The sequence below is a fragment of the Streptomyces hygroscopicus subsp. hygroscopicus genome (assembly GCF_001553455.1).
GTDB classification, from domain to species: domain Bacteria; phylum Actinomycetota; class Actinomycetes; order Streptomycetales; family Streptomycetaceae; genus Streptomyces; species Streptomyces hygroscopicus.
Genome location: NZ_BBOX01000193.1, coordinates 1 through 13,141, shown reverse-complemented (window position 1 = coordinate 13,141; position 13,141 = coordinate 1). Strand labels below are relative to the sequence as shown.

The window sequence follows — 13,141 nt, the reverse complement described above, 5'->3', positions numbered from 1 at the left end:
ATGTCGTGTATCACACCATTCGCGTCGCAGCCTACGAACCCGACCCGCTCCTTGGACCGTGGCGGGAGGAGATGAGGGTGCTGCGGCTCGGCGAAGAGTTGCATACCGAGCTCACCAGGATGCACGCCGAGGCGGACAAGGGCTCCGTCCGCCCCGACCGGCTCCCTGTACGCAGGCTCAACTCCCTGCTGCAGGCGATGGCTCCCGGTGTCATCGCGACCGGCCGCAACGCCGGAACGGACGGCTGCCTGCCGTGGCTCTACGCGCGGGAAGCCGTCCCGCGGGAGGTGCTGACGCCGGTGATCGGCACTTGGGCGGCGGGCATGTTCCGGGAGGAGGACGACACCGAAGGCGCCGATCTGGAGCAGAGGCTCCGCTCCGACGACCCGGCCGAGGCCGTCCATCTGCCACATTGGGAGGCCGAATCGGTCGACCTCGCCGAGACCGTGACGTCGGTGGGCGGAACCGCCGAACCCGCCGCGCGGCTCTACAGCCTGCTGCCCGAGTGGATCGCCTTCCGACTGGCCGCCCGGACGTTCCGCACCGGGGGCATCACACTCCGCTTCCGCGTCGAGAGCTCGGGCAATGGTGCGCGACTCGTCTCCTGGCCGCCCCAGCGGTACGAGCGACGGGGGCAGACCTGGTACTACTCGGCCTGCCTCAACATCAGCGTCCACACCGTGCCGTTTGCATCACGGTTTCGCGTCCATGTGTCCACTCAGGTACGTCGGTGGGCCACCCGGCTCGACGTACGCCCCCACCAGCTCGGCGGCACGACCGTCCTACTTGATGCTCCGCTACCGTGGCCGGGAGGGCCGGACCGGGGCTACCGACTGATGGTGAATACTCTCGGCTACGACCGGCGGCTGAAGGAACTGGCCTGGCGCCACCACAGCCCCGCACCGCTCGTGCCCGAGTTGGACATCGTACGCAACTACCCCCAGCCCGAGGCGCTCTTCTCCCACCCGGAACGTTGGATCAACGGGTCCGGAGGCGTGGCGGCCGGCATCGTCTACCACCCGTCGATCGGCCCGCACGAGGTCGGACCGGGGCTGATGCCACGGGAGCGGGCGGATCTGGACGCCTGGGTCGAGCAAGGGTTACGCCCCATGCTGACCCGGGTCCCCGACCTCACGCGGGTCACCCGGAGTAACACCCCCTCATTGCTGCCTCGTGCGCGCGCCGGACGTGACCCGGGCGTCCAGGACGCGCAACTGGCCTTGCAGCGGCGGGCGGCGCTGGCACGCGCACTGAACGGCCGTGCCCTGGAGATCGACATCTTCTGGCAGTCCCCGGAAACTCGTGCGGCACTGCTCGCGGAACTGCCGAAGCTCATTGGCTTCCCTCCCGGGGAGATAGTGGTGCCGGCCGACGACGACACCTGGCGGTGGCGGGGTGAGGGGGTCGAGATCCGCGTACGAGCCCGGCCCGCGGGGACCCTGGCCGATGCCCTGCCGATCTCCCTGGAGCGCAGGCGCCCCAGGGCCGTCCGGCTGGCCGAAGCCGTCGAAGGGCGCTGCCGGCTTGTGGCGGACCAGGGGGTCCCGCGCCCCGACGCGGCCGGAGTCGTGATCACGGAAATCGCCGGAAAGGAGCGCTTCTCCGCCGTCCCGGACTCCGACCCCAAGCATGCGCTGCGCATCGCCTGGGCGCGGCAGGGCCGGCTGAGCCAGTTCGTCAACCTGCCCGACCGCACTGACAGCGGCCTGGAGCACCGGGCCAGGTGGACCTGGCTGGACGTCTTCCGGCAGCTCGGCGCGATCAGCCCGCCCGCCCACCGAGTGGGAGCCGGAGTTCCCGGCGACCTCCAGTACGCGGCGCTCTGGTTCGTACGCCACACCAGGAAGGGACCCACGCGATGCCCCGTCCGCCGGCTGGTCGCGGTGCGGGTCCGCCCCGGGGACGGACCAGGCGTCATCGAGGGGTGGGACGCCGAGCGCGCCGAATGGGTGCCGTACCCGAAGCTGTTGCTGCTGCTCTCCCAGGCAGTGGAACCGGTGGCGGGGGAGGGGGAGGAGGCTGATACGGGAGGGCCTGGCGATGGCGCGGCCGCCCGGGGAGGGCGCCGACCCGCTACCCGCCCGGGCGTGAAGCAGCACAGGCAGCGGGATACCGAGCGGCAGATCCGCGCGCTGCTCTTCCAGCTCCGCGACCGCCCGACGCTGCTGCTGGCGGACGCCGGCAATCTGCGCCAGTGCTGGCCCGGCCTGCGCAACGGTGAACTGGACCGCGACATGCTCAGCTTCGGCACCGAGCCCGCCCAGCGCCACACGCTCTACGGCGAGGACCTGCGGGTGGTGCTTGTACGGGACGCCAATGCACGGGGGGAAGTGGCGGAGTGGTACGCCCGCGATGCCAAGGGCGGGGTCGGCTTCGCCGAGGGTGTGTGGGGGACGGCGGAGACGGGGAGCCGTGTCTTCGCGAGTACGGCCTCGAAGCCGCACACGGTGGCGAAACTGCCGAAGGGACTCATGAAGCTGGCGCCCACGGCACAGGGCCGGACAGCACCCGGGAAGACCGCCTGGAATCCCGGGCAGCTGGAGATCACTGTGCTCGGCTGCCTGTCGGAGAAGGCGCTGGCGGACTCGGGGCGTGAAGGGGACCTGCCTGACCGGCCGGCGGAGTGGGCAACACTCACGCACCAGCTGCGCTACCACGACGACTACCCGCCGCTCGCCCGGCCCCTCCCGCTGCACCTGGCGCGTCTCGCCGGTGAGTACGTGCTTCCGATGGCCGGAACGAAGGAGGAGGGGAGCACGTCATCCGCTCCATGAGCGAGGCGCCGCCTGCATAAGGCGTCCCAACGATCGACGCCGATAAGAACTAATGTTCCCTCGTGTGAGTGCCAAAGGCTGAACGTGACCGCGGGTGACGGCGTCTGGTGCACTCCTTGCTGAGATCACCGCGCGCTATTGTTTTCTCCGCCGTGACGCCCGTTTGACGCTCTGCGCGCCTGTGTCCCCAGGCGAGACAAGAGATTGCACTTGACCTGCGATTTTCTCTGGGCTCACCCGGGCGACATGCTTCCGGTCACGCACCACGTGGAGTGCGTAGCGATCCTCGAACCTGCGCAGAAGCGCCCTTGGTCAGTGGTACACGTACTGGCTCAAGGGAAGGATTTCGCCGCGACGGCAGAGGCCGCCGGGAATTCCCTGCCCGCGGATTTGCCCCGCGGCTTTTCCCGGCCGCGGCCTTTCCCGCCAGTGGCCGGACGGCAGAACCGCGGCGGGGTGGCGGTACCCACCACCGGCAGTCCTGCGCGACCGCCGGAACGAGTACCCGCTGCCGAACGGATGAAACGCTGATACTGTCCAATGTGGCCGCATAGCCATGCCCGTGGTGCCGAAGAGGGACCGCGGACGTAAAATGACGTAAGTAATGCCACCCAGACGCCACATGGTTGTCGCGAGCACGTGGCCGAATCGTCAGTAATTCCTCCCCGGCAAACTCGGCAAACAGGAATGTGCCGCATCGGGCATTCCCGGTCGGTGTACGAAACCCCCACAGAACTGCTGCGGAGATGCTCCTCCCGTGTCGATGAGGCAGAGGTGCTGGTTCTATGGCGACGCTGACGCAATCCATGGGCGCACCCGCGATCGAGGACGGTGCCGCGGTCTGGCGCATTGCCCGCGAATCCGGGGTGCTCGACACGAACTCCTCCTACAGCTACCTCCTGTGGTTCCGGGACTTCGCCGGGACCTCCGTGGTCGCGCGGGAGCCGGGCGGTGCGCCGATCGGTTTCGTCACCGGCTACCGCCGGCCCGATCGGCCCGGCACGCTCGTCATCTGGCAGGTCGCGGTGGACCCGGAACAGCGGGGACGCGGGCTGGCCGGCGCCATGCTGGACCACCTCACCGCCCGTCCGCACGCACGGGGCGTCCCCCGGAGCATGGAGACGACCATCAGCCTGCAGAACACCGCGTCGCAGCGGTTGTTCCACTCCTTCGCCGACCGGCACCGGGCGTCGGTGGAACGGGAGCTGCTGTTCCCGGCAGCGCTTTTCCCCGATTCCCATGAGGCCGAGTATCTGTACCGCATCGGACCACTGCGCTAGCCGGCGCATCGTCGGCAGGATCTGGCGTGTGCGGACTCTTCCCGCACCGAGGAGCGTGTGTCATGACGACCAACCAGCCCGACCTGAGCGTCTTCGAGACCCTGGAATCGGAAGTACGCAGCTACTGCCGCGGCTGGCCCACCGTCTTCGAGCGGGCGCAGGGCAGCCACCTCCACGACGAGGACGGCCGCAGCTATCTCGATTTCTTCTCGGGCGCCGGGTCACTCAACTACGGCCACAACAATCCCGCGTTGAAACGCGCGCTCGTCGATTACCTCGAGGGTGACGGCATCACCCACAGCCTGGACATGGCCACCACCACCAAGCGGGCTTTCCTGCGGGCTTTCCAGAATCTGGTGCTGTCCCCGCGGGCGCTGCCGTACAAGATGATGTTCCCCGGTCCGGCCGGTACCACCGCGGTCGAGGCCGCGCTGAAGCTGGTCCGCAAGGTGAAGGGGCGCGAGGCGGTCGTCTCGTTCACCAACGCCTTCCACGGCATGACGCTCGGAGCGCTGGCCGTCACCGGGAACGCCCTCAAACGGGCCGGGGCGGGTGTTCCACTGGTCCACGGCACTCCCATGCCGTTCGACCGCTACCTCGACGGCCGGACCCCGGACTTCCTGTGGTTCGAGCGGCTGCTCGAGGACCAGGGTTCGGGTCTGGACAAACCCGCCGCCGTGATCGTCGAGACGGTGCAGGGCGAGGGCGGGGTCCATGTGGCCCGGTCCCCGTGGCTGAGGGACCTCGCCGGTCTGTGCCACCGGCACGACATGCTGCTGATCGTGGACGACATCCAGATGGGCTGCGGACGCACCGGCGCCTTCTTCTCCTTCGAGGAGGCGGGCATCACCCCGGATGTGGTCACCCTTTCGAAGTCCATCAGCGGCTACGGCCTGCCGATGTCACTGTGTCTCTTCCGGCCCGAGCTGGACGTGTGGGAGCCGGGCGAGCACAACGGAACCTTCCGCGGCAGCAACCCCGCCTTCGTCACGGCGACCGCCGCCCTCCACACCTACTGGACCGACGACGGGATGGAGAAGCAGACCAGGGTCCGCGGCGAACAGGTCGAACAGGCGCTGCACGCGATCCGCGACGAGCACCCGCGGCTCGGCGCCGAGGTCCGCGGCCGTGGCCTGGTGTGGGGCCTGGCATTCGCGGACGCCTCCCGCGCGGCGGCCGTGGCCCGCCGCGCGTTCGACCTGGGGCTGCTGGTCGAGACGTCCGGGCCGCGGGACGAGGTCGTCAAGCTGCTGCCGGCCCTCACCGTCGCCCCGCAGGAGCTGGACGAGGGGCTGCGGATCCTCGCCCGATCGGTACGGGAAACGGGCTGAGCAAGAGAAAGGCGCAGTCACGTGATTGTCCGGTCCTTCGCGGAGATTCAGAACACCGAGCGCCATGTGCGGGCCGCCTCCGGCACCTGGGAGAGCAAGCGCATCGTGCTCGCCCGGGAGAAGGCCGGCTTCTCGCTGCACGAGACCCTGCTGTACGCGGGGACGGAGACGTCGATGTGGTACGCGCACCACGTCGAGGCGGTGCTGTGCCTCGCGGGAACGGCCGAACTCACCAATGACGAGACGGGCGAGACCCACTGGATCACACCCGGCACGATGTACCTGCTCGACGGGCACGAGCGGCACACGCTGCGCCCCAAGACGGACTTCCGGTGCGTGTGCGTCTTCAACCCGCCCCTGACCGGGCGGGAGGACCACGACGAGAACGGCGTCTATCCGCTGCTGCCGGAGGAGGCTGACCATGACGATGACCAGGACCACCGCGGCTGAGCGGGACCTGTACCCGACCCGGGGCAGCCGTGAGGTCGTCACGCCCCGCCAGGATCCGGTCGTCCACGGGCCGCTCACCCCTGACCTGGAGCCGTACGAGCGGGACGGCTTCCTCACCGTCGGACAGCTGCTGACCGGGGACGAGGTCGCGGAGTACCGCGCCGAGCTGGACCGGCTGGTCCGCGACCCGGCGCTGCGCGCGGACGAGCGCCGCGTCGTCGAACCGAGGTCGCGGGAGGTGCGGTCGGTGTTCGAGGTCCACAAGCTCAGCGAGATCTTCTCGAACCTGGTGCGCGACGAGCGCGTGGTGGGCCCGGCCCGCCGGATCCTCGGCTCCGACGTGTACGTCCATCAGTCCCGGATCAACGTCAAACCGGGCTTCGGCGCGTCCGGCTTCTACTGGCACTCGGACTTCGAGACCTGGCACGCGGAGGACGGACTGCCGCGGATGCGGGCGGTGTCCGTGTCGATCGCGCTGACCGAGAACCACGACACCAACGGCGGCCTCATGATCATGCCGGGGTCGCACAAGACGTTCATCGCGTGCGCCGGCCGGACGCCGAAGGACAACTACAAGAAGTCGCTCCGGACGCAGGACGCGGGCACACCGTCCGACCGGGCGCTGAGGCGCCTCGCCGACGAGCACGGCATCCGCCTGTTCACCGGTCCCGCGGGCTCGGCGACGTGGTTCGACTGCAACTGCATGCACGGCTCGTCCGACAACATCACGCCGTATCCGCGCAGCAACGTCTTCATCGTGTTCAACAGCGTGCTCAACACGGCGGTGGAGCCGTTCGCGGCCCCCCTCCGGCGGCCCGAGTTCATCGGAGCGCGGGACTTCACACCGGTCCGGTAGCCAGCGCGCGGGCGGGAACGTGCGTGGGTCCGCGGTCTTCTTCCGGCGGTGGCGGCGGTTCGGTGCCTCTCGCCGTCGCCGCCGTTCGCCGTCGTCGCCGTTCGCCGTCGTCGTCTGCGGTCGGTGCTCGTCGGCGGTGCCCGCGCTCGGCGCCCGTGGTCGGTGCTCGTGGTCGGGGCCCGCGCTCGGTGCTCGTCGTCGCCGTCCGTGGTCGACGCTCGTCGGCGGTGCCCGTCGTCGCCGCCCGCGGGCACCGGGAAGCCCCCGCCGCCGGGGAGGGGCCGGCGCCCCTCAGCTGCGACCACCTGGTCCAGCTGTGGCCCGCCGTGCGCTGATCGCCGCGCTCGCCCGCTTCTCCGCCACCACTTCGGCCGTGCGCCACGCGGCGGACGTCAGCGCCCGTGCGCGGCCACGATCCAGAAGGTGTGGTCCGCCATGGCCCCCGTGCCGTCCTCAACTCCCTGATCACCGGGCACCCGCGGGATCTCGGCTCCCTGATCACCGGGCGTCCGCTGTAGCTCCCTGATCACCGGTTAACCGCTGTCCCTTGGTCATCATCAGCCACCACGGCTATCCCCCGATGGTAGGAAGATACGGAAGGCGTAACGGTTCGGCGGTATGTGCCACAGATATGTTCCGGGACATGAGCGTATCCGGGCTGCTGCCCGCCAGGACCGAACTGCGTCCCGTTGTCTCCGAGTTGAGGCTGTCGGCCTTCAAGACCCACCGCCGTGCCGCCTTCCGGCTGGGCCCGCTGACCCTGATCTCCGGGCCGAGCGGAAGCGGTAAGTCCGGCGTGCTGGAGGCGTACGCGGCGCTCGCGCGGCTCGCGAGCGGAGCCCGGCTCGCGGAGGTGTTCCGCGAGCCGGCGGCGTACATCCCGCGCCGGGCGCGGCCGGACCGGCAGGGGCGGCGCGGCTTCCGCATCGGCTGCACCGTGGACGGCCCGGTCGGGCCCGTGCGGCTCGATGTCGCCGTACAGGCCGAGCCCGAACTGCGGATCGTGGGCGAGCGGATGACGGGCGCGGGAGAGACCCTGCTGGAGACGGCGCTGCGCGACCCGGGGCGGCGCTGTGTGCAGGCCGCCTGGCACACGGCGGGAGCCGTCGCGGTCACCCGCGCCCCGCTGCCCGACGACCGGCTGGCGACCTCGCTGCTGCCCCTGCGGGTGGCGGGCACGACGGAGGGGCAGCGGCTCGCGCTGGCCGCCGCCGAGCAGGTGGTCATCGCGCTGCGCTCGGTCTTCCCCTGCGATCCGCGGCCGGAGCGGATGCGGGCCCCGGCGGCGCCGAGGGACGGGCGGCTGCGCGGCGGCTGCGAGAACCTGGCGGCGGTGCTGCGGCGGACCAGCCGGGAGTGCGGTACGCGCCATGCGGCGCTGGTCGCGGCGGTCCGGGCCGGATGCGCCGGACCGGTCGAGGGCCTGGTCACGGAGGGGTACGCGGACGGGGCGGTGCGGGCCCTGGTCGAGCAGGGGGAGCTCGGCGCGATGCCCGTGGAGCGGCTGGGCGACGGCGAGCTGCGCTATCTCGCGCTCGCGCTGGTACTGCTGACCGGGCCCGGTGTGCTGGCCGTGGACCCGGCGGCCGATGTGCTCCCCGCGCGGCAGGTGCTGACCGTGCTGGCCGACGGTTTCGACCGGTGTCTGGACCGGCGACAGGCGCGGGAGCTCCTGGGGGTGGCGGCCCGGATGTGCGCACGGGGGCACATCCGGCTCGTGGGGACGGTGGGAGACGTGACGGGGGCGGTCGGGGACGCCCCCGTCACGGTGGTAGACCTGGGGCGTGAGCGAGTTCCATGAGAGTGAGCGACGAACCGACGGCCTGGACGTGGCGGCGCTCCAGCGCAGACTGGCCGCCTTCGCGGCGGCCCGCGACTGGCAGCAGTACCACACGCCCAAGAACCTCGCGGCAGCGCTGAGCGTCGAGGCGTCGGAGCTGGTGGAGATCTTCCAGTGGCTGACGCCGGAGCAGTCGGCGCGGGTGATGGAGGACGAGGTCGCGGCGGCCCGGGTCGAGGACGAGGTCGCGGATGTGCTGGCGTATCTGCTCCAGTTCTGCGAGGTGCTGGGGATCGACGCGCTGGCGGCGCTCTCCGCGAAGATCGACCGGAACGAGGGGCGGTTCCCGGTGAACGGCGGGCGCTGACGGCGCGGGGCTGGACACTGACAGTTTGAAGAGCGGGCGCTGACGGCGAGGGGCGGCCGCTCAGTACGAGGGGCGGCCGTTGAGGGTGCGAGGGTGGCCGCTCACCGTGAGGGGCGGCCGTTGAGGGTTCGGAGGGCGGGTGCTCACCGCGAGGGGCGGGGGCCGACCACGAGCGGTCGCAGCCGCCGTGAACGGTCAGTGAACGGGGGCCGCGGCGGTGAACCGGTTTCGCGGACGGCGGCCGTGGGCCCCTGACACCTCCATCCGTCACTCTCCGTGGTGAAAAAGTTATCCACATCGCAACTGTTGTCAACAGATTCCTGAATTCCCCTAGCTTTTCGGCCTGTTAGTCATCACTCTGGGTAGTGGAGGAGAGACGGGTGCGAGGAGTCCGTTGAGAGGGGTGCGGGGAATGGACGCGATGCGGCTGATCGGTGTCACCCGGCATGCCCTGGCGAAGGCCGGGAGCGTGCACGACATCGTGGCCGAAGCCTGGCAGGTTCAGGCGCTGGCCGAGGCGGTCGGCGGATATTTCGTGGTGAGTGGCCCGGCGGCCGCGCGAGCGGAGGCGCGCGGTCTGTGCGAGGCCGGTGGGCGGGCGCGCGGCGCCCTGTTCCGTCCGGCGTTGCACCATCCCGCGCTGCGCGGCGGGGGCTTACGGGCCGCGCAGCTCTCGGAGGTGCGCGATCCGAGAGGGGTGCTGCTGGCGCTGGGAGATCTGCTCGCGGAGGCGGGATTCGCGCTGGTCGGCGTGGCCTCCAACACGGAGGAGGAGGCGCTGTACTGGCAGTGCGTGGAAGCGATCGACGCGGCGGACGAGGCCAGGGACCGGGTGCACGGGATGCTCAGGCACCTCACGTTCCGCGAGTGGGGTGGGGAGTGGGGCGGTGCCGCATGAGGAGGCAGGATGGGGGGCATGGATCTTCGCATCTTCACCGAGCCCCAGCAGGGCGCGACCTACGACACTCTGCTCACCGTCGCCAAGGCCACCGAGGACCTGGGCTTCGACGCCTTTTTCCGCTCCGACCACTATCTGCGCATGGGAAGCGTGGACGGCCTTCCCGGCCCCACCGACGCCTGGATCACCCTGGCCGGGCTGGCTCGCGAGACCCGGCGGATCCGGCTGGGCACCCTGATGACCGCCGCCACCTTCCGGCTGCCCGGTGTGCTGGCGATCCAGGTCGCGCAGGTCGACCAGATGTCGGGCGGTCGTGTCGAGCTGGGTCTGGGCGCGGGCTGGTTCGAGGAGGAGCACAGCGCCTATGGGATCCCCTTCCCCAAGGAGAAGTTCGCGCGGCTGGAGGAGCAGCTGGCCATCGTCACCGGGCTGTGGCAGACGCCGGTCGGCGAGACCTTCGGCTATGACGGCGCCCACTACCAGCTGGTGGACTCCCCGGCGCTGCCCAAGCCCGCGCAGAGCAAGGTGCCGGTGCTGATCGGCGGCCACGGGGCGACCCGCACCCCGCGGCTGGCCGCTCAGTACGCGGACGAGTTCAATATGCCGTTCGCCTCGGTCGAGGACAGTGAGCGCCAGTTCGGCCGGGTGCGGGAGGCGGCCGAGGCCGCCGGCCGCAAGGGCGACGACCTGGTCTACTCCAACGCGCTCGTGGTGTGCGTGGGCAAGGACGACGCCGAGGTCGCCCGGCGGGCCGCGGCGATCGGCCGGGAGGTCGATGAGCTGAAGGGGAACGGGCTGGCGGGCTCCCCGGCCGAGGTCGTCGACAAGATCGGCCGCTATGCGGAGGTGGGCGCCTCCCGGATCTACCTCCAGATGCTGGACCTCCAGGACCTCGACCACCTGGAGCTGATTTCCTCGCAGGTCCAGGCCCAGCTGGGCTGAGCGAACCATCAGGAGTGCCCGTGACGTCCATACCCCCTTCGTCCCTCGCCGCCGCGTTGCGGCATGGACCGCTCGTTCTCGACGGCGGGCTGTCCAACCAGTTGGAGGCTCAGGGCTGCGATCTCTCCGACGAGCTGTGGTCGGCCCGGCTGCTGGCCGATGACCCGGGGCAGATCGAGGCGGCCCACACCGCCTACGCACGGGCGGGCGCACGGGTGCTCATCACCAGCAGCTATCAGGCCACCTACGAGGGCTTCGGTCACCGGGGCGTGGGCCGCGAGGAGGCCACGGCGCTGCTGCGGCGCAGTGTCGAGCTGGCGCGCCGGGCAGCCGAGCGGGCAGTGGCTGACCGGGCGGCTGCCGAGCGGTCGGCTACTGACCGGGCGGTTGCCGAGCGGGCGGTTGCCGAGCGGGCGGGCGCGGCCGACCGCGGCGCGGAGCCGGTGTGGGTCGCCGCCTCCGTCGGCCCCTACGGGGCGATGCTGGCGGACGGCAGCGAGTACCGCGGGCGGTACGGGCTGAGCGTGGCCGAGCTGGAGCGGTTCCACCGGCCGAGGATCGAGGCGCTGGCCGCGGCCGGGCCCGATGTGCTGGCGCTGGAGACGGTGCCGGACGCGGATGAGGCCGCGGCGATGCTGAGGGCGGTCGAGGGATGCGGGGTGCCGGTGTGGCTCTCCTACAGCATCGCGGGGGAGACCACCCGGGCCGGGCAGCCATTGCGGGACGCGTTCGCCGTGGCCGCGGGGGTCGACCAGGTGATCGCCGTGGGCGTCAACTGCTGTGAGCCGGGCGACGCCGACCGGGCCGTGGAGATCGCGGCCGACACCACGGACAAGCCCGTGGTGGTCTATCCGAACAGCGGAGAGGAGTGGGATGCCACGGCACGGAGCTGGCGTGGCCGGGCGACCTTCGACCCGGGCCGGGTGACGGCATGGCATGACGCGGGGGCGCGGCTCATCGGCGGCTGCTGCCGGGTGGGGCCGGAGCGGATCGCGGAGCTGGCGGCCATGGTGAGAAACCATTAGGTGGCGGGCGCTTCGCCCGGCGATACTCGGACGGGTGTTCTTGACGATAACCACCACCGGCACCGCCGAGCGCCCCGCGACCGACCTCGGGTTTCTGCTGCACAAACACCCCGACAAGGCCCAGCGGTTCTCGACCTCCCACGGCACCGCACATGTCCTCTATCCCGAGGCGACCGCGGAACAATGCACCGCGGCGCTGCTGCTGGAGGTGGACCCCGTGGCGCTGGTGCGACGGGGCCGTGGCAAGGGCCGGGGCGGCGCCCCCGACTCCGCGCTCGCGCAGTACGTCAACGACCGCCCCTATGCCGCCTCCTCACTGCTGGCGGTCGCGCTGAGCGCGGTCTTCTCCAGCGCGCTGAAGGGCCAGTGCAAGGCCCGGCCCGAGCTGCCGGAGCGGCCGCTGCCGCTGCGGATCGAGGTGCCCGCGCTGCCCGCCCGGGGCGGCGCCGCCCTGGTCGAGCGGCTCTTCGCCCCGCTGGGGTGGGCGGTGACGGCCGAGCCGGTGGCGCTGGACGAACAGTTCCCGCACTGGGGCGACTCACGGTACGTACGGCTGGTGCTGGAGGGCGAGCTGCGGCTGGCGGACGCCCTGCGCCATCTGTATGTGCTGCTGCCCGTGCTCGACGATGCCAAGCACTACTGGGTCGCCACGGACGAGGTGGACAAGCTGCTGCGCTCCGGCGAGGGCTGGCTGGAGCACCACCCCGAGCAGCGGCTGATCACCAACCGCTATCTGGCCCGGCGCTGGTCGCTGACGCGCAGTGCGCTGGAGCGTCTGGAGCTGGCGCGGCTCGCCGAGGCCGACGACACCGAGGCGGAGGAGATCGACAACGCCGTCGATGCCCCGGCGGCCGAGCTGATGGAGGGGGACGAAGGCGCAGAGGGGCCCGGGAAGCCGGTTCCGCTGGCGGTACGGCGGCGCGAGGCGATACTCGACGCCCTGCGTGAGGTCGAGGCGGCCCGGGTGGTCGATCTCGGCTGCGGTCAGGGCCAGTTGCTGGGGGAACTGCTCAAGGACACGCGGTTCACCGAGATCGTGGGCGTCGATGTGTCGATGCGCGCGCTCAACGAGACGGCACGGAGGCTGCGGCTGGACCGCATGTCCGAGCGGCAGTCGGCCCGGCTGAAGCTGACCCAGGGCGCGCTCACCTACACCGACTCCCGGCTCGCCGGATATGACGCGGCGGTCCTCAGCGAGGTGATCGAGCATGTGGACCCGCCCCGGTTGCCCGCCCTGGAGCACGCGGTGTTCGGCGCCGCACGGCCCAAGGCCGTCGTGGTGACCACGCCCAATGTCGAGTACAACGTGCGCTGGGAGACCCTGCCCGCCGGGCGGATGCGCCACGGGGACCACCGTTTCGAATGGACGCGGGTGGAGTTCCGGGACTGGGCGGGGGAAGTGGCCGAACGGCACGGCTACACGGTGGAATTCCGCCCC

At 71.0% G+C, this 13,141-nt stretch carries 11 protein-coding genes; all 11 read left to right on the top strand.

Features of this window, described 5'->3' with window-relative positions; translation table 11 throughout:
- The first annotated feature begins 5 nt into the window (after nt 1-5).
- Nucleotides 6-2,774, top strand: coding sequence for a pPIWI_RE module domain-containing protein (locus AXW62_RS20560; protein WP_159060926.1), 2,769 nt, complete (start codon nt 6-8; stop codon nt 2,772-2,774).
- A 785-nt stretch (nt 2,775-3,559) separates the two neighbouring features.
- Nucleotides 3,560-4,054: a diaminobutyrate acetyltransferase gene (gene ectA, locus AXW62_RS20555; RefSeq protein WP_060945826.1), complete on the top strand. Its 495-nt coding sequence runs from the start codon at nt 3,560-3,562 to the stop codon at nt 4,052-4,054.
- Between the two features lie 62 nt (nt 4,055-4,116).
- On the top strand, nt 4,117-5,385 hold the full coding sequence (ectB, locus tag AXW62_RS20550) for a diaminobutyrate--2-oxoglutarate transaminase (protein ID WP_060945825.1): 1,269 nt from the start codon (nt 4,117-4,119) through the stop codon (nt 5,383-5,385).
- 21 nt (nt 5,386-5,406) lie between these two features.
- On the top strand, nt 5,407-5,835 hold the full coding sequence (locus AXW62_RS20545) for an ectoine synthase (RefSeq protein ID WP_060945824.1): 429 nt from the start codon (nt 5,407-5,409) through the stop codon (nt 5,833-5,835).
- Entirely contained in the window at nt 5,813-6,691 is an 879-nt protein-coding gene (gene thpD, locus AXW62_RS20540; RefSeq protein ID WP_060945823.1) for an ectoine hydroxylase, read from the top strand. Before AXW62_RS20545 ends, thpD begins: the two co-directional genes overlap by 23 nt.
- A gap of 643 nt (nt 6,692-7,334) precedes the next feature.
- Nucleotides 7,335-8,492, top strand: coding sequence for an AAA family ATPase (locus tag AXW62_RS20535; RefSeq protein WP_060945840.1), 1,158 nt, complete (start codon nt 7,335-7,337; stop codon nt 8,490-8,492).
- Nucleotides 8,476-8,838 (top strand): nucleotide pyrophosphohydrolase, encoded by a 363-nt coding sequence (locus AXW62_RS20530; protein ID WP_060945822.1) that lies wholly within the window; start codon nt 8,476-8,478, stop codon nt 8,836-8,838. The genes AXW62_RS20535 and AXW62_RS20530 overlap by 17 nt, the downstream gene beginning before the upstream one ends.
- A 412-nt stretch (nt 8,839-9,250) precedes the next feature.
- On the top strand, nt 9,251-9,736 hold the full coding sequence (locus AXW62_RS20525) for a DUF6099 family protein (protein WP_030834360.1): 486 nt from the start codon (nt 9,251-9,253) through the stop codon (nt 9,734-9,736).
- An 18-nt stretch (nt 9,737-9,754) separates the two neighbouring features.
- Nucleotides 9,755-10,678, top strand: a complete 924-nt coding sequence (locus AXW62_RS20520) for an LLM class F420-dependent oxidoreductase (protein ID WP_060945839.1) — start codon at nt 9,755-9,757, stop codon at nt 10,676-10,678.
- Between the two features lie 20 nt (nt 10,679-10,698).
- Nucleotides 10,699-11,703 carry a homocysteine S-methyltransferase gene (gene mmuM / locus AXW62_RS20515; RefSeq protein ID WP_060945821.1) on the top strand — a complete coding sequence of 335 codons (1,005 nt, stop codon included), beginning with the start codon at nt 10,699-10,701 and terminating at the stop codon, nt 11,701-11,703.
- Nucleotides 11,704-11,737: 34 nt separating this feature from the next.
- The coding region (locus AXW62_RS20510) for a 3' terminal RNA ribose 2'-O-methyltransferase Hen1 (RefSeq protein WP_060945820.1) at nt 11,738-13,141 on the top strand (1,404 nt) is incomplete at its 3' end.

Coding starts and splice junctions, on each gene's coding strand:
- AXW62_RS20535 (WP_060945840.1), top strand. CDS start 7,335: ATGAGCGTATCCGGGCTGCTGCCCGCCAGGACCGAACTGCGTCCCGTT.
- AXW62_RS20525 (WP_030834360.1), top strand. CDS start 9,251: ATGGACGCGATGCGGCTGATCGGTGTCACCCGGCATGCCCTGGCGAAG.
- thpD (WP_060945823.1), top strand. CDS start 5,813: ATGACCAGGACCACCGCGGCTGAGCGGGACCTGTACCCGACCCGGGGC.
- ectB (WP_060945825.1), top strand. CDS start 4,117: ATGACGACCAACCAGCCCGACCTGAGCGTCTTCGAGACCCTGGAATCG.
- ectA (WP_060945826.1), top strand. CDS start 3,560: ATGGCGACGCTGACGCAATCCATGGGCGCACCCGCGATCGAGGACGGT.
- AXW62_RS20520 (WP_060945839.1), top strand. CDS start 9,755: ATGGATCTTCGCATCTTCACCGAGCCCCAGCAGGGCGCGACCTACGAC.